The organism is bacterium, from assembly GCA_022616075.1.
In the GTDB taxonomy this organism is placed as follows: Bacteria; Acidobacteriota; HRBIN11; order JAKEFK01; family JAKEFK01; genus JAKEFK01.
In genome coordinates this window covers 22,327-40,028 of record JAKEFK010000135.1, presented here as the reverse complement: position 1 = coordinate 40,028, position 17,702 = coordinate 22,327, and the positions used below count along the sequence as shown (strand labels likewise).

At 50.3% G+C, this 17,702-nt stretch carries 12 protein-coding genes and 1 pseudogene; 6 read left to right on the top strand and 7 right to left on the bottom strand.

The genetic code is table 11. The features are described from left to right. Positions 1-247 precede the first annotated feature (247 nt). Positions 248-2,875 (top strand): EAL domain-containing protein, encoded by a 2,628-nt coding sequence (locus L0156_10990; GenBank protein MCI0603523.1) that lies wholly within the window; start codon positions 248-250, stop codon positions 2,873-2,875. Positions 2,876-2,934: 59 nt separating this feature from the next. Here the strand turns inward: L0156_10990 and L0156_10985 are convergent, their stop codons facing one another. From L0156_10985 to L0156_10965, 5 genes and pseudogenes are all read right to left on the bottom strand, one after another. Continuing rightward, on the bottom strand, positions 2,935-4,410 hold the full coding sequence (locus L0156_10985; protein MCI0603522.1) for an aldehyde dehydrogenase family protein: 1,476 nt from the start codon (positions 4,408-4,410) through the stop codon (positions 2,935-2,937). 100 nt (positions 4,411-4,510) lie between these two features. Further along, positions 4,511-5,821, bottom strand: coding sequence for an aspartate aminotransferase family protein (locus L0156_10980; GenBank protein ID MCI0603521.1), 1,311 nt, complete (start codon positions 5,819-5,821; stop codon positions 4,511-4,513). Between the two features lie 97 nt (positions 5,822-5,918). Continuing rightward, on the bottom strand, positions 5,919-6,443 hold the full coding sequence (locus tag L0156_10975) for a hypothetical protein (protein MCI0603520.1): 525 nt from the start codon (positions 6,441-6,443) through the stop codon (positions 5,919-5,921). Then, positions 6,424-8,508, bottom strand: coding sequence for a tetratricopeptide repeat protein (locus L0156_10970; GenBank protein ID MCI0603519.1), 2,085 nt, complete (start codon positions 8,506-8,508; stop codon positions 6,424-6,426). The genes L0156_10975 and L0156_10970 overlap by 20 nt, the downstream gene beginning before the upstream one ends. 9 nt (positions 8,509-8,517) lie before the next feature. Continuing rightward, positions 8,518-9,206: pseudogene (locus L0156_10965) on the bottom strand (serine/threonine protein kinase). Between the two features lie 302 nt (positions 9,207-9,508). Between L0156_10965 and L0156_10960 the strand changes: the two are divergent. Continuing rightward, on the top strand, positions 9,509-9,841 hold the full coding sequence (locus tag L0156_10960) for an arsenosugar biosynthesis-associated peroxidase-like protein (GenBank protein MCI0603518.1): 333 nt from the start codon (positions 9,509-9,511) through the stop codon (positions 9,839-9,841). Next, positions 9,841-10,884 carry an arsenosugar biosynthesis radical SAM protein ArsS gene (gene arsS / locus L0156_10955; protein MCI0603517.1) on the top strand — a complete coding sequence of 348 codons (1,044 nt, stop codon included), beginning with the start codon at positions 9,841-9,843 and terminating at the stop codon, positions 10,882-10,884. Before L0156_10960 ends, arsS begins: the two co-directional genes overlap by 1 nt. 235 nt (positions 10,885-11,119) lie before the next feature. Here arsS and L0156_10950 read toward each other — a convergent pair whose 3' ends face one another. Together L0156_10950 and L0156_10945 are read right to left on the bottom strand one after the other, a co-directional pair. Then, complete coding sequence (locus L0156_10950; GenBank protein ID MCI0603516.1) at positions 11,120-11,698, bottom strand: hypothetical protein; 579 nt, start codon at positions 11,696-11,698, stop codon at positions 11,120-11,122. A gap of 7 nt (positions 11,699-11,705) precedes the next feature. Further along, positions 11,706-12,458, bottom strand: a complete 753-nt coding sequence (locus L0156_10945; GenBank protein ID MCI0603515.1) for a cysteine hydrolase — start codon at positions 12,456-12,458, stop codon at positions 11,706-11,708. A 97-nt stretch (positions 12,459-12,555) separates the two neighbouring features. Here L0156_10945 and L0156_10940 point away from each other — a divergent pair, with 97 nt between their 5' ends. From L0156_10940 to L0156_10930, 3 genes are all read left to right on the top strand, one after another. Further along, complete coding sequence (locus tag L0156_10940) at positions 12,556-15,315, top strand: AAA family ATPase (GenBank protein ID MCI0603514.1); 2,760 nt, start codon at positions 12,556-12,558, stop codon at positions 15,313-15,315. A gap of 20 nt (positions 15,316-15,335) precedes the next feature. Beyond that, complete coding sequence (locus tag L0156_10935; GenBank protein MCI0603513.1) at positions 15,336-16,208, top strand: hypothetical protein; 873 nt, start codon at positions 15,336-15,338, stop codon at positions 16,206-16,208. A 538-nt stretch (positions 16,209-16,746) separates the two neighbouring features. Then, positions 16,747-17,676, top strand: coding sequence for a PQQ-like beta-propeller repeat protein (locus L0156_10930; GenBank protein ID MCI0603512.1), 930 nt, complete (start codon positions 16,747-16,749; stop codon positions 17,674-17,676). Positions 17,677-17,702: the final 26 nt, after the last annotated feature.

The following is a 17,702-nucleotide window of genomic DNA, read 5'->3' as shown; positions in this document are numbered from 1 at the left end:
CAGACTTCTGCGGTTCGGAGTTCCTTGTTCGATATTCGGACTTCTCTCCGCTATCATTTTGGTTGTCGGCTATGCCGCGTTAGGTAAGAAGGGGGATGTGGGGATATTTGAGATGTGGAGATATAAGAAAAACAAGAAATCATAAAATAAATTAATCTCCTTATCTCCTCTATCTCCGTATCCCCTTTGCTTACACTTACTTGCCATTATTGCAGGTTGTCCTCTGGTTGCGCTAATATCTTGTGAGATGAACAGGTCTACGTTCGCCGCAAGGCGGCGGAAAGGGGAGGAGATCCAAAAAGTCCTTTACAAGATCTCAGAGGCGACTCTCAAAGCGTCCACACTGGAAGAACTTTTTCAGTCGATTCACTCCATCATTCTGGAACTCTTGCCGGCGCAGAATCTGTACTTTGCTTTGTATGATTCTGCTTCGGATACCCTGACTTTTCCTTATCAGGTAGACGAACATGATCATTATTCGCCGCGCAAAGGGGGCCGAGGCCTTACCGAATATGTTCTGCACACTGTGGAGCCATTGTCTGCGCCACCCGAGGTTCTGAATGAACTTGTGGAGAAAGGTCTTGTTGATCGCCTGGGAACTCCGGCGGTAGATTGGTTCGGTGTTCCGTTAAAAACGAAAAACAGGGTGCTTGGTGTAATGGCGGTGCAAAGTTATGCAGAAGGGATTCGTTTTGGAGAAGAAGAGCGAAACCTGCTGATCTTTGTTTCTACACAGGTAGCCCACGCGATAGAACGCAAACAAACAGAAGAAGCTCTACTGCTGAGCCAGAACCGATACCGCGACTTTGTGCAGCGGATTGCGGATGGCGTTTGGCGCGCGGGTTTGATCGAACCGATGCCCACCAACTTACCCGAAGACCATCAACTCGCGCATTTCTATCAACATGCATATATTGCGGAATGCAACGACGCCATGGCGCACATGTACGGTTTTGCAAAAGCGGAAAACATCACGGGAATGCATATACGAAACCTGACTCCTCCTTCAGAAGAAGATGCCGAATTCCGCCGGAAGTTTTTCCGAAAGAAGTATAGTTTGCGGGATTTCGAAGTTCAGGTAAAGGATCATTCCGGCAACACAAGATATTTCCTTTGCAATGCTGTTGGAATTCAGAAGGATGGTTTCTTACTGGGTATCTGGGGAACTCAACGCGACATAACCGAAAAGAAAACGTCGGAAGATGCGTTGCGCGCGTCCGAGGAAAGATACAGGCTTTTGTTTGAAAGAAACCTGGCGGGAGTGTTTCGCGCAAGTTCCGAAGGGATCATTCTTGATGGAAATTCTTCGTTTGCGCGGATGCTCGGATTTGAATCACCTGAGGATATAACCACGCTTTGTTTCTGGGATTTTTACGCGCGAAAGGCAGAACGCGATTCGTTCCTTTTCCGGTTGCGAGAGCAACAGGCAATGACAAACATTGAAGCAGAGTTCCGGAAGCGGGATGGTTCTCCGTTGTGGGTTCTCATGAACATCACTCTGCTGGCCGGTTCCAACTCATCTTTTTTCATGGAAGGCACTTTGATCGATATCACCGATCGTAAGAACGCTGAAGAACTCGTGGCTTACCAGGCTTATCACGATGCTTTGACCGGCCTTCCGAACCGCGTCCTTTTTCGGGACAGAGTGAATCAAGCGGTTGCTCATGCTCAACGACACGGGAACGGGCTCGCAGTGCTTTTCTTAGATCTGGATCATTTTAAGCTGATCAATGACACTCTGGGACATTCCGTTGGTGATTGGTTATTGAAAGAGGTAGCGCGCAGATTGAAGAACACTGTTCGGGATGGGGATACAGTTGCCAGACTCGGGGGAGACGAATTCACAATCTTGCTCCCTGAAGTATGCCGCAGTGAAGATGCTGCCTACGTTGCTCAAAAAATACTGGATACCATTTCCACTTCTTTGCCCTGGGATAATCACGATGTCTACGTCACCACCAGCATCGGCATCAGTCTGAGTCCCAGTGACGGCAATGATTCTGAAACCCTGATCAAGTGCGCGGACAACGCAATGTACCGCGCGAAGGAACTGGGCAGGAACAACTATCAACTCTGGTCTCCTGATTTAAACGTTCGCGTGCAGAACAGACTTTCCCTGGAAAGAAGTTTGAGGCGGGCTGTGGAGCGTCACGAATTCGTAATGCACTATCAGCCTCAATTCAATCTACGTACGGGACATGTGACGGGCGTTGAAGCTTTATTGCGCTGGCCTCGTCCTGAGATTGGACTTTGTTACCCGAAAGATTTCATTCCTATTGCGGAAGAGACGCGTTTGATTGTGCCGATCGGTGAATGGTTATTGCCGGAAGTTTGCAGCCAGGTGAAGATCTGGCAGGATCAAGGTTTGGAGAACCTCAGGCTGTCTGTAAATCTTTCCAGCATGCAGTTCCAAAACAAGAATCTCGTTACTTATTTGGACAGTGTATTGGAAGAATGCCGCTTCGATCCGGAGCGATTGGTGATTGAACTGACGGAAACTGTGGCGATGCAAAACGTCGACTTAACGATGGCAGTGCTTCACACCATGAAACGAAAAGGAATCAAAATTGCGCTTGATGACTTCGGAATGGGATATTCGTCGCTCAGTTATTTGAAACATTTTCCGATCGACATTATCAAAATTGATCCTTCTTTTGTCAGGGATGTCGGAGCAGGCAAACAGCCGGAAGCGCTGGTAAGGGCCGTTATCCGTCTGGGTCATAGTTTGAAGCAAATCATCATCGCGGAAGGTGTGGAAACCGAGGTGCAGCGCGACTTCTTGCTTGAAGAAGGCTGTCATGAAGTGCAAGGCTTCCTGTTCAGTCCCCCCTTGCCGGCTCAGGATGCATGGAATGAACTGAAAGCGAAGAGCTAGTAGCGCGGCCGTCCCGGCTGCGGCGCAGGCGAGACGCCCACGCTACTTACTGAAAAACGTTAATAGAAAGAAGAATCTCGTTTTTTGCCTGTGTAATCGAGATACACGGTTTTGATTTCCGTATAAAACTCAAAAACTTCGAGTCCTTGTTCCCGTGGTCCTATTCCTGTCGCTTTCGTTCCACCGAAAGGCGCTTGCGCCTCGCCACCGATAGTGGAGGAGTTTATGTGAACCTTTCCGACCTCAGCGAGATCCACAAAACGCATTGCTTTGCTGATGTCCTGTGTGTAAATTGATGCGGACAGTCCGAATGGCACTGCATTTGCGAGCTCGACAGCTTCTTCAAAATTCCTTGCGCGTAAAACGCTGACAACCGGACCGAATATTTCTTCGCTCGCAATCCGCATCGATGCTTTCACGTGATCAAAGAGCGTTGGTTGAACAAAAAATCCCCTGTCATGGGGAGTGGTCTGGAGTCGTTCTCCGCCGCAAACGATCCGCGCTCCTTCCTTTTTGCCGATCTTGATATATTCCATCACTCTGTTCAACTGGTTTTTATCCACCAGAGGTCCCATGTCGGTTTCCGGGTTCATTCCATCTCCAATGCGGATTTTTTCTATGCGTTTCACCAGCTCTGCCAGCATTTTTTCAGCGATCGATTCCTGAATGATTACACGGCTTGCAGCCGTGCAACGTTGTCCGGTCGAACCGTAACCACCCTGAATCACTCCTTCCAGGGCAAGATCCAGATCTGCATCTTCCAGAATCACAATCGGATTTTTACCTCCCATTTCACACTGAACGCGGATGCCGCGGCGCGATCCCTGTTCGTAGATTCCGCAACCGACTTCATTGGAGCCTGTGAATGAAATTCCGCTCACATCGGGATGATTCACAATCGTATGACCGACAACTTTGCCGCTACCAAGAACAAGATTCAAAACGCCGGGAGGCACACCTGCTTCTTGAAAAATTTCCGTCAGTTTTACCGCGCATAGCGGAGTTAATTCAGCGGGCTTGAATACAACGGTATTTCCGGAAACCAACGCGGGAGCAATTTTCCAGACCGGGATTGCAACCGGGAAATTCCATGGCGTGATGAGGCCGACAACACCGATTGGTTCCCGGACTGTGTAGATAAAGGTGCGTGGAATCTCAGAGGGAATGGTGGCGCCGCGTAATTTTCTTCCTTCGCCTGCCGTGAACTCTAAAACGTTGATGGCGCGCTGGACTTCCCCGCGTGAATCACGCAAAGTCTTGCCTTCCTCAGACGTAAGTGTTCGGGCCAGATCTTCCAGCCGGTCCAGCAAGAGTTTCATGGCCTGGAATAAAATGCGCCCCCTTTGCGGTGCAGGAGTCTCCTTCCACTTTGGAAAAGCTTTTCGCGCAGCTTTGATTGCTGCAACAGTTTCCTCTTCCGTGGAGTGAGGTGTTTCACAGAGGACCTGATCCAGATCCGCAGGGTTTCTGTTTGGGGCAAAACTGCCGGAAGAAGATTCAACCCACTCACCGTTGATAAAGTTCTTAAGTCTCATATGTTTAGCTATTTTAACCGCCAAGTCGCCAAGAACGCCAAGAAGTTGAAAACTCTTTTTGATTCTCGTCTTGGCGGTTAATAGAAATGTAACGCCGGCGCTACAAATTCTTCAGTGCGGCATCCAGAGCGGCAACTCCCTGGTCGATTTCTTCGCGCGTGATGATCAGCGGTGGAGCGATGATGAAATGATTCACCCAGGCCTGGATGTAGACGCCATTTTTCAGCATCTCGGCGGCGATTCGATCTACGACTAATGGGACGTTGGCGGTTTTATCTTTGAAAGTGTTGAAAGGAGCTTTTGTTGCGCGATCTTTTGCGAGATCAACGGTCCAGAACAGACCGATCCCGCGCACGTCGCCGATGCAAGCGTGTTTCTCCTGCAGCACACGGAGCTTCTGTTCCATATAGCGCTCCATCTCTGCCGCGCGTTCGATAAGATTTAAGCGCTCGTATTCACCGATTGCCGCGATCGCTGCAGCTATTGTCAGCGGATGCGCTTCATATGTATGACCGTGAGCGAAATAGTGATCGTCAAAATATCCGGCAACCTCGCTTGTTGTCGCACAAAGTCCCAGCGGCACATAAGCAGATGTAATCCCTTTGGCAGTGGTGAGTATGTCCGGCTTTACATCCCAGTGATCCACAGCAAACCATTTTCCGGTGCGGCCCCAGCCGCTCATCACCTCATCCGCGATCAAAAGGACCTTGTGTTGATTGCAAATCTCCCGGAGGCGAGGCATGTATTCTTTCGGCGGAACCAGAATTCCATTTGTGCCAACCACCGGCTCGACGATTACCGCCGCTACATCATTCTCGTTTTGCAAAATATGATCGATGTAATCCGCGCAGGCCACATTGCATTCCGGATACTTGTGGTGCAAAGGGCATCGATAACAATCCACTTCCGGCGCAAAGCTGACGTTCGGTATTTTGCTCGCCGGTTCCATAAACCAGCGCCGAAAATCGCCCGTTGCCGCGATGGATCCCATCGTGGATCCATGATAGGAACGGTAACGCGAAATGATTCTCGATTTTCCTGTAACCATTCGCGCTATTTTGAATGCTGCTTCATTTGCTTCGGTTCCTGAGGTTGTGTAAAAGAACCTGTTCAAACCTGAAGGCAAAACCTTGAGGAGTAATTCGCTTAATTGTGCGCGCTCTGTTGTTGCAAAGGCCGGCGCAATGTAGGGAAGCTTTTTGGCCTGATCGACAATCGCCTGAATGACCGCCTGATTCTTGTGTCCCAGAAGAGAGCACATCAATTGCGCGCAGAAATCCAGATACTTTTTGCCCTCAGAATCTGTGAAGTAACACCCTTCCGCATCGACGATGTGCAGAGGTTTCCAGTTCTTTTGAAGCCGCCACGTTCCGTAAGTCAGCTGAGCTGTAGTTTCAGAAATCTTATCCACATCTCAAGCCTAACACAGGTTTCACGCTTTCTCTGGTATTACCGATTCGTTGGAGCGGGGCATTGCCAGATCCCACACATCACGCTTCCTACTCTTTCTAATAGAGCCCTGTTCTCGGTATACCGGACAACTCTGCGAGATGACTTTTGTCCCTATCACCAAAATCCGGGCCTAGCTTTTTAACTGCACCGTCAAGGCTGCTCCGGTCAAAGATTCTGTTGCGGAAATCCTTATCAAGAATCGCACGCAGGAGCCAGTAGTGCTCGGCAAAAGGCTCAATGGGAGGACAAGGCCATCTTTTGCAAACGTACCTGCCAATTAGCTGTAGATCTTCTTGTGTTTTGCGCTTTGCCAAAAACTTCTTAAGATTCTCTTTGTCTTCAACGCTTAAATTTGACAGTCGATTAATCTGCTCATACGTATTTTCATACAGACTCCTCTGATAGCATTCGTTCAGAGAGGCATGAATTAGCCAGTGGAATCTGGTCAAATCAAGTTTTGGAGCGGACACAGGTCCACTCTGGGTCTGTGCCTGTGACTCTGCTACGCTGTTCAACAGCAGCATCGAACAGAAAATCGTAAGAACCAACAGGCTTTCCTTTTTAGTGTTGATCAAGTACATTTTTTCCTCCTTCCTTTATTAGCTGGTTCCACTCGCGCGTTGCCTCTTCGCGAATGGGGATAGCGTCTGCCTGCTGCCAGATTTGGAGAAAACGCTGATAATTATCCCTAGCAGCTTCCCGGTTGTTCATACGGCTTTGTATTCGTGCGAGTTCCAGGTGGGCAAGAATCCATTCAGGCGGAAAGCCGTCCTGTAGGATTTCTCCGCGAGCATCAAGAACCTTTTGCCATTCAGCGGACGCATTCTTCAGATCACCTGATTCTTCGTAGGCGCGGGCCAATCCATGATGAGATACATACCATGGCAGTTCTGCATCTGCATTTAAGAAGGATTGGATTGCATCACGAGGGTCGTCCTTTGCAAGGGAGATTTCACCTTTCAGATTAAAATAGCAGCTTTTTCTGAAGTAAGTGGGAGCGTCCTTCACGCGACGCTGGAGTTCGTTCAGCAATGCAACAGCTTTGTCGATCTTTCCGATTCTGGCAAAGAGGGCTCCTGCCCGCCGAATGTCATCGGACGCCAGATCTATCAGCTTTCCGGAAAGAATGGGTTGCAACTGTTCGGCGACCAGTTCTGAGTCACCAGTTAAATGGAAAATATTCGCAAGCAAATACCTGCGGAGCATTTCCGGTTGTTTGTTTGAAGATTTTTGATCCTTGGCGATTCCTGCGCCGAGTTTGTGGATGGTCTCTGAAAACTTTCCTTCGTACAGTGTTGTCCGGACATTATAGATTTCACCAATAACCTGATAGGCTCCTTCGCTCTGCTCCAGAAAATGGAATTGCCGGCGTGCCTCGTTCAGATTTCCAACGCCTAGATAAGCCAAACCGAGTCCCCAATCAAGTTCGGGTGTGCGCACGCCCACTGCTTTGGCTTTCTGATACATCTCAATTGCTTGTTTGCTGTTGTTCGCGCGCGCCAGGAGAATCACCATGGAACCGTTCGCATGCGCATCAGTAGGATGAAGCCGGATTACATGATGCAGTTCAATGATGGCTTTCGAAAGCTGGCCCAATTCCCTGTAACAGGATGCCAGTAATTTGCGCCCACCTAAATCATCGGGATATAAACCAATAAGCACTTTCAGCATTTCAACTGCTTTTTCCATATGTCCTTGATCTGCATAATAGCTGGCCTCGATCATATTTCTCTCACGATCTGTCAGCGTGTGCCGCAGGTCATATGCACGCTGGAAATGCTCCTCCCTCTTGGTTGGATCTCCAAGAAGCTCGTATACCTCCGCCAGCAATTGGTGCGCCATTGCAAAGTTCGGATCCAACGATAAGGCGCCTAACAATTGAACCCGGGCGGATTCCGTTTCCCCTCTGTTATGCGCATCGGAAGCCTGTGAATAATGCTGCAAGGCTTTCATGGATCGCGTGGTAACTTTTGCAAGGGGACGCGCATGGATTTCGATCCGTTTATCCGGTTCCCCCAGGCGTTCTCGCACTCTAAGTGCAAGCGAATCGACTTTCGTAAAAAGCTCTTCCTTTTTATCAAACTCCTCTCTCTCTGCGAACAGGAGTGTGCCGTTAATCGGCTCAAGGGCGCGCAATGTTACCTGATAGTTATCTCCGCTGCGCCGGATACTACCCGTAACCAGTACCTGTAGATTTTCACGCTGGCAGATTTCGCGGCCTGTGGATTCATCGATGCGATCAACATTTTTACGCGCCATACGTTTTAGAGCTTCAAACGTCTGCGAACGCGGATAGACATTTACATGGCGGGATTGCTGCAGCGCAAGCGTCAATCCTTCGTTCAGTGTCTGGTCAAAGATGGGATCGCCTGTGGCATTCTCAAAATCGGTAAGAAGAATCCAGTTCCGTTCGGCAAAAGCACGTGTTTCTGTTGGTCGTTGACGTTGAAATAACAGTAGTCCTGAAGCAACGAGACAGAAAATGATCGTTGCGAGAGCAATCCTTCGAATCAGGGGTCGGTTCAGCAAGCGAGATCCAGGAGGACTTCCGCGAATCTGTGGGATTCGCAGGTCCTGTTCTAAACTGTGCAGATCCTTCAATAATTCTGTCGCGTTGGCGTAGCGCTTCGCTGGATCCTTTTCCAACAGTTTTGCAATGATTGGATCCAGACCGGTGGGTACGTTTGGATTCAGTGTACTGGGTGCAGGCGGAGTAGTGCCAAGAATCCTCGCAATGGTAGCCTGTACATCGTCGCCTCGGAACGGGTGATCTCCTGTAAGAAGCTCGTAGAAAATAAGACCAAGCGCAAATAGATCTCTACGTTGATCACTTTGCCTGCTGCGGATTACCTCGGGCGCCAGATAAAGAAGGGTGCCGGCTTGGCTGCTGCCGGTTAGACCCGGCGAACTTGCTGTGTGGCTTCGCTGTTACTCAACAACCAGCGCGCGAGTCCGAAATCCAGAACTTTAACGTACCCGAGATCATTTAAGAAAACGTTCGAAGGTTTCAGATCGCCGTGAACAATTCCGTTCCTGTGAGCGGCCTTTAATGCTTCTGCGCATTGCCTCGCCACTAAAAGAAAAGTCTCTATAGTCACTGGTTGCTCGATCGCGGAGTCTAACGGTTTGCCTTTGATCAGCTCCATCACCAGAAATGTCTCCCCGTCAATTTGAAATAAGTCATATAGCGCAGCAATATTGGGATGACTGAGCGCTGATACGGCTCGAGCCTCCCGTAGCAGCCGCTGTCTTGAATTTTCTTCCGAAGCAAAGCGGGGCAGAAGTCGTTTCAGAGCTACTTTTCGCTTGAGTAGAGTATCCGTGGCTTCATAAACTTCACCCATTCCACCGGAACCAATTCGGTTAGTGACATGGTATCGGCCGAGATCTACATTGGTAAGATCCTGCGAGCTTCGGTTCGGATGATCGGCCACGTTATCCCCGAGATGCTTGCGTCTATGAGGCGATGGAACTGATTCTAACACAGCCCGGTCTTACCGGCTGCGCGTCCAATGGTCGCAACCGAATGAAGACGCTTTTGTCCGCGCTCCTCGTATCGAGAAGAAAGGAAGCTTCATTCGGACACTAAGTATCGAATGGGCTTTTTTGTCTGGATTGCATTAAACTGAAACCCGAGGAGGCGTTGATGGAACACTATTATCATCGAAACGATCTCGGTAAGTTTTCAGACATGGGAAAAGAGAGTCCGGATCTCTGGAAAAAATTTCAAGAGTGGTACGGTGCTGTTTTTGCTGAAGGGGCTTTGACGGAGCGAGAAAAAGCCTTGATTGCTCTGGCCGTATCGCATACAGTGCAATGTCCATATTGTATTGACGCTTATACGAATACTTGCCTTGAGAAAGGATCCAATCTGGAAGAGATGACAGAAGCAGTTCACATCGCTGCCGCGATTCGGGGCGGTGCCTCACTGGTGCATGGAGTGCAGATGAGAAATATTGTTGAAAAACTGGAGATGTAATGTCCACAAGATCCAGTTTAGCTAGAAGGCATTCGGCGCTCGCTTCCACAGCGGAACAGTTGCGAATTCTGAGCGAAACGAAAGAGATTCCTCCGTTCGATACAATGGTGCAGGAACGAAACGGCTCTTCGTTGCGCGCAGGCGGAATCGATATTTTTCAGATCAACGTGGGAAAGCTATGCAATCAAGTTTGCGCGCACTGCCATGTGGATGCCGGACCGGACAGGACCGAAGTCATGTCCAGGGAGACGATGCAACTTTGCCTGGATCAGCTGGCGAAAACACCCATTCCCACTGTTGATATCACGGGTGGCGCTCCGGAGATGAATCCGCATTTCCGGTGGCTGGTCGAAGAAGTGCGGGCGCTCGGGCGGCGCGTCATGGACCGCTGCAACCTTACAGTTATTTTTGTGAAAGGAAAGGAGGACCTTCCGGAGTTTCTCGCGAAACACGAAGTGGAAGTCATTTGCTCGTTGCCTTATTACCAGGAGCGTGAAACTGACCGCCAGCGCGGCGTGGGAGTGTTCGATCGATCAATCGAAGCGCTGCGGCGATTCAATGCGATCGGGTACGGAATGCCTGACAGCAGATTGGTTTTGAATCTTGTGCATAATCCGGTGGGCGCGTTTCTTCCGGGATCGCAAAAAGCAATTGAGCAGGAGTTTAAGAGAAATCTTGCGCGAAAGTATGGAATCCAATTCAACAATTTATATTGCATCACAAACATGCCGATCAGCCGTTTTCTGGAATTCTTGCTTGAATCCGGAAACTATGAACGATACATGGATCGCCTTGTTCAAGCATTCAATCCGGAGGCGGTGAATGGAGTGATGTGCCGAAACACCATCTCTATCGGATGGGATGGCCGCCTCTACGATTGCGACTTCAATCAGATGCTGGACCTGGAAGTCGGGTTTTCAGCGCCCCGCCACATTTCTGAATTCAACTATGAGCTTCTCACCAATCGCCGGATCGTGACCGGACGCCATTGTTATGGTTGCACGGCAGGTTCCGGTTCGAGCTGCGGCGGCACCACCGCATAGAAGTCATGGACTCACATTTTTAAAATTGGCAGTGACTGAAGCCACCGCCGTGACGCTGTCACAGTTGATGAGCTGTCTGCTCCCGTTTTAGGCAGTCGCTGAAATTGTTCCGGGCCCCAGACAAGTAGTCGTGAGTTTTACATTCTGTCCGAAAGCCACAGCCTTAAAGGCTACGAGCACAAACATTAGAATGAATAGTTTCCTAAGCATTTTTACCTCCGAATTTGTAATTCCTTTAATTTCTAGAAACTAAAATTCCATCTCCGCGAATCACAGCGATCACCTTATCTGCGGGCTTGCCTTCGAACGCAGGAAACTGGACAGTTTCGCTTCCGACAAATGCAAAAGTCGCGCTATGTGCTTCATGATTGATCTGAGCGCGGCGGCCAGAGATGGATCCATTTGGTGTTTGCACAGTTTCTGTGGTTAATCGAGCCGGAAAGTTCAGATTTTGCCCGGCGAATTTCGTGAGTGTCTTAAAATCCACTTCCAGTTTGCCGGTGACCAGATCGACCGTCGCCTCGGCCGGTTGTATCAGTCGAACGATAACGGAACGTCCTTGTTCCGAACGGTGAATCCAAACAAAATCGCTGGCGACTCTCTTTTTGCCGCCGGCCAGATCGCTGACTTTGGCGGAGAATTGAACGCCATTGATTTTGACTTTGTCAAAAATTTTCCACTCGTTTCCCTGACGTTCGAAAAGGGATACGTCCAGATTCGCAGTAACGTCACGTGTGCGAGTCAGTGTGTTTGCCAGGATGCAGCCAAGCAACATGAACATCACGACCGGTGTTATCAAAAAGATCTTTTTCATTTTGCTGTTAGAATTTGGCATTGACTAAAACCTCCGTTGTTTGATCGTTGTCAATATTCCTTGTTAGTAGTGCGCAGATGTCCCGCGTAGTTCGCACTCGCCCGAATGTCATTGCAAAAATTTGCAACGACGCGTCATGCAGTTGCTGACTGAGTGTTGTACAAGCGTCTTCGGCAATCACAACGTTAAAACCCTTGTCTGCTGCCTCTCTTGCTGCTTGTGTGATACAGACATCTGTTGTGAGGCCGGCTACAATCAGCGAGTCGATTCCGCTGGAACGGAGTATCTGATCGAGTTTGGTTAAATGGAAAGGACCGCTCGAACCTTTGTGTATCACGGGCTCCTCAGCACGCCGACTTATGCTTTCGTCTATTTCATAAGACGGATCGTTCACTGCTGGCCAAACTGGTTTTCCCAGCAGCTGTTTTCCGAGCTGATCAAAACTTCGGAGCCAGGGAGGCAGGTCCAGGCCATCACCGGTCAACGTTCCTGTGGCAGTGAAGAGGACCGGCATCTTCTCCGCACGGAAGAGTTTTAACAAACGCTGGATGTTTGGAATCACGTTCCTTCGAACGCGATCAAAATATCCTGAGGCCAAGCCTGTGACCAGCTGATCCAGCACCTGTCCGAATGGAAATTCAGGACTTACAAAGTACTTTTGAACATCAATAATCAGAAGCGCCATCCTGGTAGGCTGCATTGTCAGGCCGTTCCGGTTCTTCAGCCGGATCATTTCCAAAACTTTTTCATGTTCAGTCATGTTTTTTCCCTCCAACAAAATCGTAGCGAGACCTTGAAAGGGAAGTCATTCGAAAACGGTAAAGCTTTGGTAAAATTTCGGTAAGACTTCTTATTTTATGAATACCCGCGATCCGATAAGCTTTCCTCCTTTTCTGCTGGATCCTATCAACGAACAAGTTCTGCAGGGTTCCACAACCATTGAGCTCCGTCCAAAAACGTACGCGATCTTGCAATACCTTTTGCGGAACGCAGGAAGATTGGTAACCAAGGATGAGTTATTCCGGGAGATCTGGCCAAAAACTTTTATAAGTGATTCGGTTTTGAAGGTGTGCATTCAGGAGATTCGCGCCGCTCTGCAAGATGATCCGAAAAAACCGAAATACATTGAGACTGCGCACCGGCGAGGTTATCGCTTCATCGGAAAAATAACGGCTTTCCCGGAAGAACGAAAAGAAAAAAACATCCTGCTGATGGGGCGCAGCGTTGAAATGGAGCAATTGAAGCAAGCGATGCTGGACACCTTATCAGGAGAGAGGAAGTTAATTTTTATTACAGGCGAACCTGGAATTGGAAAGACTACGCTTATCGAATCCTTCTTGAATGATGTTGTACGGCAGCCGGTGTGGATAGCGCAGGGGCAGTGTTTTGAGCGATTTGGAGCGGGTGAACCCTACATGCCTGTTTTTGAAGCTTTGAATTCACTATGCAGAAGACATGGATCTCAACTGACCGGCTTGCTTCGAAAGAAGGCACCCACCTGGCTCGCGCGAATGCCCGGTCTATTGTCTGAAGAAGATCGAGAGCTTTTGCATCGCGAAATGATGGGAGCCACGCGCGAAGGAATGCTCCGGGAAATCGGTGATTTAGTTAGAACGATTTCGACAGATCAAATTCTGATTCTGGTCCTGGAGGACCTTCACTGGAGCGATTTTTCCACCGTGGATTTTCTGACTTATCTTGCGAATCTGCAAGGTCCGTTACGGTTGTTAATCATTGGCACATACCGTCCCTCAGATGCGATTCGAAGCTCGCATCCGGTCCTAGCTGTAAGCGCTGAATTGCAAACGCACGATCTCTGTAAAGAGCTTGCGTTAACCCCGTTGGACTCTGATGCTGTATCTCGATATCTTGCGCTGAAGATTGGCGATGACCGGATTGCCGGGCAGCTAGTGCCAGTCATTTTCTCCCGCACGGGAGGGAATCCATTTTTCATGACAAGTCTTGTGGAGTATCTTGCTCACCACAATATGCTGCAGGTTGATGCTGCCCGGATCGAAACGGCAATGCCGGATAACGTTGCACGCATCATCGAAAAGCAGATAGAAGGCCTTTCTGATAGAGAGCAAACTCTCCTGGAAGCAGCCTCCGTGGCCGGAGCGGAATTCTCAACGGACGCGATTGCCGTGTCCATCGAAGAAGATGCTGAACAAGTTGAAGAAATGTGCGAAGCCCTTGTAAAAAAACGGACCTTCCTGCGCCGTTCGGTGACTAAGGAATTGCGGGATTCAAAATCTTCCGCGCACTACACCTTTATTCATGTGCTTTATCAGGATGCTTTTCTTGCGCGAGTTCCGCCAACACGCCGGGCCAGGATTCATCAAAGCATCGGCCGGAAACTGGAATCCATTTATGCAGACCATACGAATGAAATTGCAGCGGAGCTTGCCATGCATTTTGATCGGGCCGGTGATCCTGATCGCGCAGTTCAATATCTTCACAAGGCGGCGATAAATGCTGCAGACCGGTTCGCGGCTCAGGAAACCGTTGCGCTCTCGCGACGCGCGCTGCAGTTGCTAAAGAAAGTTCCGGAAAGTAAGGAACTACGGCAGAAGGAACTCCAAGTCCTTAATACGATGTGCCAGGCATTGCCCACGATCGTGGGTTATGGAAGTGCAGAAGTGGAGGACGCATACAACAGGGCTCAATCACTTTGTGAACAACTTGGCGCTGCACAGGATGTGTATCCGTCCTTGCTTGGCCTATGGAGATTCCATCTCATCCGAGCCCACATTCAGACTGCGGAAAAGATCGCACGTCAACTGCTGCGTCTCGCGCGAAAATCAAAAGACAAATCTGCGCTTTTGGAAGCTCACTGGGCACTCGGCGTCACTCTGTTGAACATGGGCAGGTTTGCTGCCGCAATCGAGCATCTTGAAACGGGTATTCGAATGAGTGGCAAGAGCAACCATCATACTCATGTCGTGCTTTATGGTCACCATCCGCGAGTTGCGTGCTGTTGTTTTGACGCCTGGGCGCTGGCATCCATGCTCAAAATCAAGGAATCAAAAGTGCGATTGGACGAAGCACTCAAAATGGCTCGCAAGATAGGGCATCCGGAAAGCCTTGCACTAGCGCTGTTCTTTTCGGCTTTCGTGCATCAGTTATTGGGGAATATTGAACAAACGATGGGATTCACGCAAGAACTCCGGCAGTTGTCCGAACAACATGCCTTGATCCAATGGATTGCATTCGGGAAAAGTCTGAACGGTTGGGCCTTGTCGAAAACCGACAAAGTAAAGGAAGGACTCCTTGAAATGCAGCAGGCTTTTGAACTGCATGACCGGATCGGTACCGAGATTTCTCGTCCTCATTTTTTAGCTCTTTCCGCAGAGATCCTGGCAGACAACGGATCATTGAAGGTTGCCCTGGACGTGATCGATCAAGCTCTGGAAAGAACAAGAATCACCGGTGGAGCATATTACGAAGCAGAATTGTATCGCTTAAAAGGTCAGTTGCTTCTGCGGCAGGCCAACCGTCAAAAACAGGCAGGGAATTGCTTTCGAACTTCTGTGGAAATCGCAAGGCGCCAAAAAAGTCATCTTTTCGAGTTGAAAACGAAAGAGGCATTGAAGAAATCGGCGATCAAAGTAAAATAAACCGGTTTAAGGAGGGGCTTGTGAAAATGATGAAACGGTTCGTTTTTCTATTTGCAATTTTTGTTTGTGGCGCAGCATTCGCTGATGTCAAAGGACAGCTCATAGTGGATGGCAAGGCCGTCATTACACCGAAGAATGCAGCAGCATATCCGGTTCGCGATCAAAACAATGCTCGCGCATGGCGAATTGAAGTAGTACTTGCTGAAGGTACGGTGGACACAAGCCAGCTCGCGGACGAAGTCGATCCTCATGTGAACGTGATCAATCAGAGTGGTGTTACATCTGGGAATTACATTCTCCTCTGGGTGAGCACGGATGGCAAGGTAAGCATGAATGGGACGCTATCGCAAACAATGACGCAGTACGTCGATACCACGGACGGAGGCGATCTGAAAGCGGAACTGACAACAAACACGCAAGACCGTGTTGCCGGCCGCGTGTTTACACTCAAACCTGTGAAGACGTTGAGCGAGAATGTATATCAAGTCGATGTTACTTTTGATGTTGCTGTAACGAAAAGAACGCAGGGCACGAAGCTTCCGGCGGATGGTGGCGATGCAGGTAAGGTATTCAATTCGTTATACCAGGCCGTGCAGAAAAAGGATGTGAACGGCATTAAAGCCGGTATCTCACCGGGCGTACACAGTATGTTGTTTAAAGATTACAACACTCCGGAAGAGAATCTGAGCTCGGCTGTCGACATTCTTTCAGCATGGTTGCCGAAAAAGAACGTTAAGGTGGCGGGCGGAGAAGTGCGCGGAGATGCCGTGCTGCTGGAAGTCGAAGGCGAAATCTATGAAGGTAGAAATGCGCTTTATATTGTGAAAATGGTGAAGAGCGATTCCGGATGGGGCCTTGAGCAAGTTGCGCCGGCAGGAATGTTCCGTAAGTGATGAAGAATTACCACGGATGGCCTTTTATGATCTGATGTTCACGTTTATGGAACAAACTGCTCGTTGGAAGCGTAAGGTTTGATGTGACTATAGCGCACGAACCGACTCGGAAGAAACCGCTCCGGCTGTGGCCAGGCGTGATCGCGGTTACACTGCAATGGTTGCTCTGGCTGGTGGCCCCCGTTGTCGTTCCCGAGCATGGCACCCGCTCAAGCTCCCTCCGTCTCCCAGACTGCTCCAAAGCAGGTGCCGGACACAGGTCAGTTGGCGGCACTCCCTGTCGTTCCGACAGAAGCGAAAACGGACACTCGTTGGCCTGGCTTTCGCGGATCCGAGCGCGACAGCGTCATTCCTGGCGTGCGGATCGAAACGGACTGGTCTCGGTCACCGCCTATCGAGCTGTGGCGCCAAGCGGTCGGACCGGGCTGGTCGTCCTTCGCGGTCCGCGGCGATAGCTTTTACACGCAGGAACAGCGCGGTAACGACGAACTCGTGTCTGCCTACAACTTGAAAACCGGAAAGCCGGTCTGGAAACACCGTGACGGGGCCCGGTTTCTGGGAGTCGAATGCCGGCGCTGGTCCGCGCGCGACGCCGACACTCAGCCAGGACCGCCTCTACACGCTGGGTGGAACGGGAATCCTGAACGCTCTCGACGCTCGTAACGGCTCTGTGGTCTGGTCACGCAACGCGGCATCCGACACCGGCAGGAAGGTTCCGGATTGGGGTATCGCGAGCTCGCCGTTGGTGGTTGGCGATACCGTGATCGCTGCAACTGCCGGTACGCTCATCGGCTACGATGCTGCCACCGGGAAGCCGCGCTGGTTCGGTCCGAAAGGCGGCTGGGGCTACAGCTCGCCGCAGTTGACCACGATCGACGGCGTCGCGCAGATCGTGCTGTTAAACGGGACCGGTGTGATCAGCGTTGCACCATCCGACGGCACTGTGCTCTGGCAGCACGCGTGGAATAGCGATGGCATCGTGCAGCCTGCCGTTATCGAGGGCCGGGACCTCCTGATCGGCAGCGGCTCCGGACTAGCAGACAACAACGGCATGCTCCGTGTAACGGTCGCGCACGATCCCGACGGATGGCACGTGAAAGAGCGTTGGACCTCGATTGGGCTGAAGCCCTACTTCAACGACTTCGTTGTTCACGAAGGCTACGCCTTCGGCTTCGATGGCAGTTTCCTCTCGTGTATCGATCTGAAGGACGGCACGCGCAAGTGGAAGGGCGGACGCTACGGCCACGGCCAACTTGTCCTGTTGCCCGATCAGGACCTGTTGCTGGTGCTGTCGGAGAAAGGTGAGCTTGCGCTGGTCGCGGCGGCTCCTGGCCAGTTCACGGAGCTCGCGCGGTTTCCGGCGATCAAGGGCAAGACCTGGAACCACCCAGTGCTGGTCGGTGACGTTCTGCTGGTTCGTAACAGCCAGGAAATGGCCGCATTTCGGCTCTCCCTCGCGGGCAATTGACGGAGTTGCCTTCACGGCCATCGCCG

What these genes read in the sequence shown, in the direction of transcription:
- L0156_10975 (MCI0603520.1), bottom strand. Translation starts at nt 6,443, where the DNA reads ATGTACTTGATCAACACTAAAAAGGAAAGCCTGTTGGTTCTTACGATT.
- L0156_10950 (MCI0603516.1), bottom strand. Translation starts at nt 11,698, where the DNA reads ATGAAAAAGATCTTTTTGATAACACCGGTCGTGATGTTCATGTTGCTT.
- L0156_10960 (MCI0603518.1), top strand. Translation starts at nt 9,509, where the DNA reads ATGGAACACTATTATCATCGAAACGATCTCGGTAAGTTTTCAGACATG.
- L0156_10945 (MCI0603515.1), bottom strand. Translation starts at nt 12,458, where the DNA reads ATGACTGAACATGAAAAAGTTTTGGAAATGATCCGGCTGAAGAACCGG.
- L0156_10990 (MCI0603523.1), top strand. Translation starts at nt 248, where the DNA reads ATGAACAGGTCTACGTTCGCCGCAAGGCGGCGGAAAGGGGAGGAGATC.
- L0156_10985 (MCI0603522.1), bottom strand. Translation starts at nt 4,410, where the DNA reads ATGAGACTTAAGAACTTTATCAACGGTGAGTGGGTTGAATCTTCTTCC.
- arsS (MCI0603517.1), top strand. Translation starts at nt 9,841, where the DNA reads ATGTCCACAAGATCCAGTTTAGCTAGAAGGCATTCGGCGCTCGCTTCC.
- L0156_10940 (MCI0603514.1), top strand. Translation starts at nt 12,556, where the DNA reads ATGAATACCCGCGATCCGATAAGCTTTCCTCCTTTTCTGCTGGATCCT.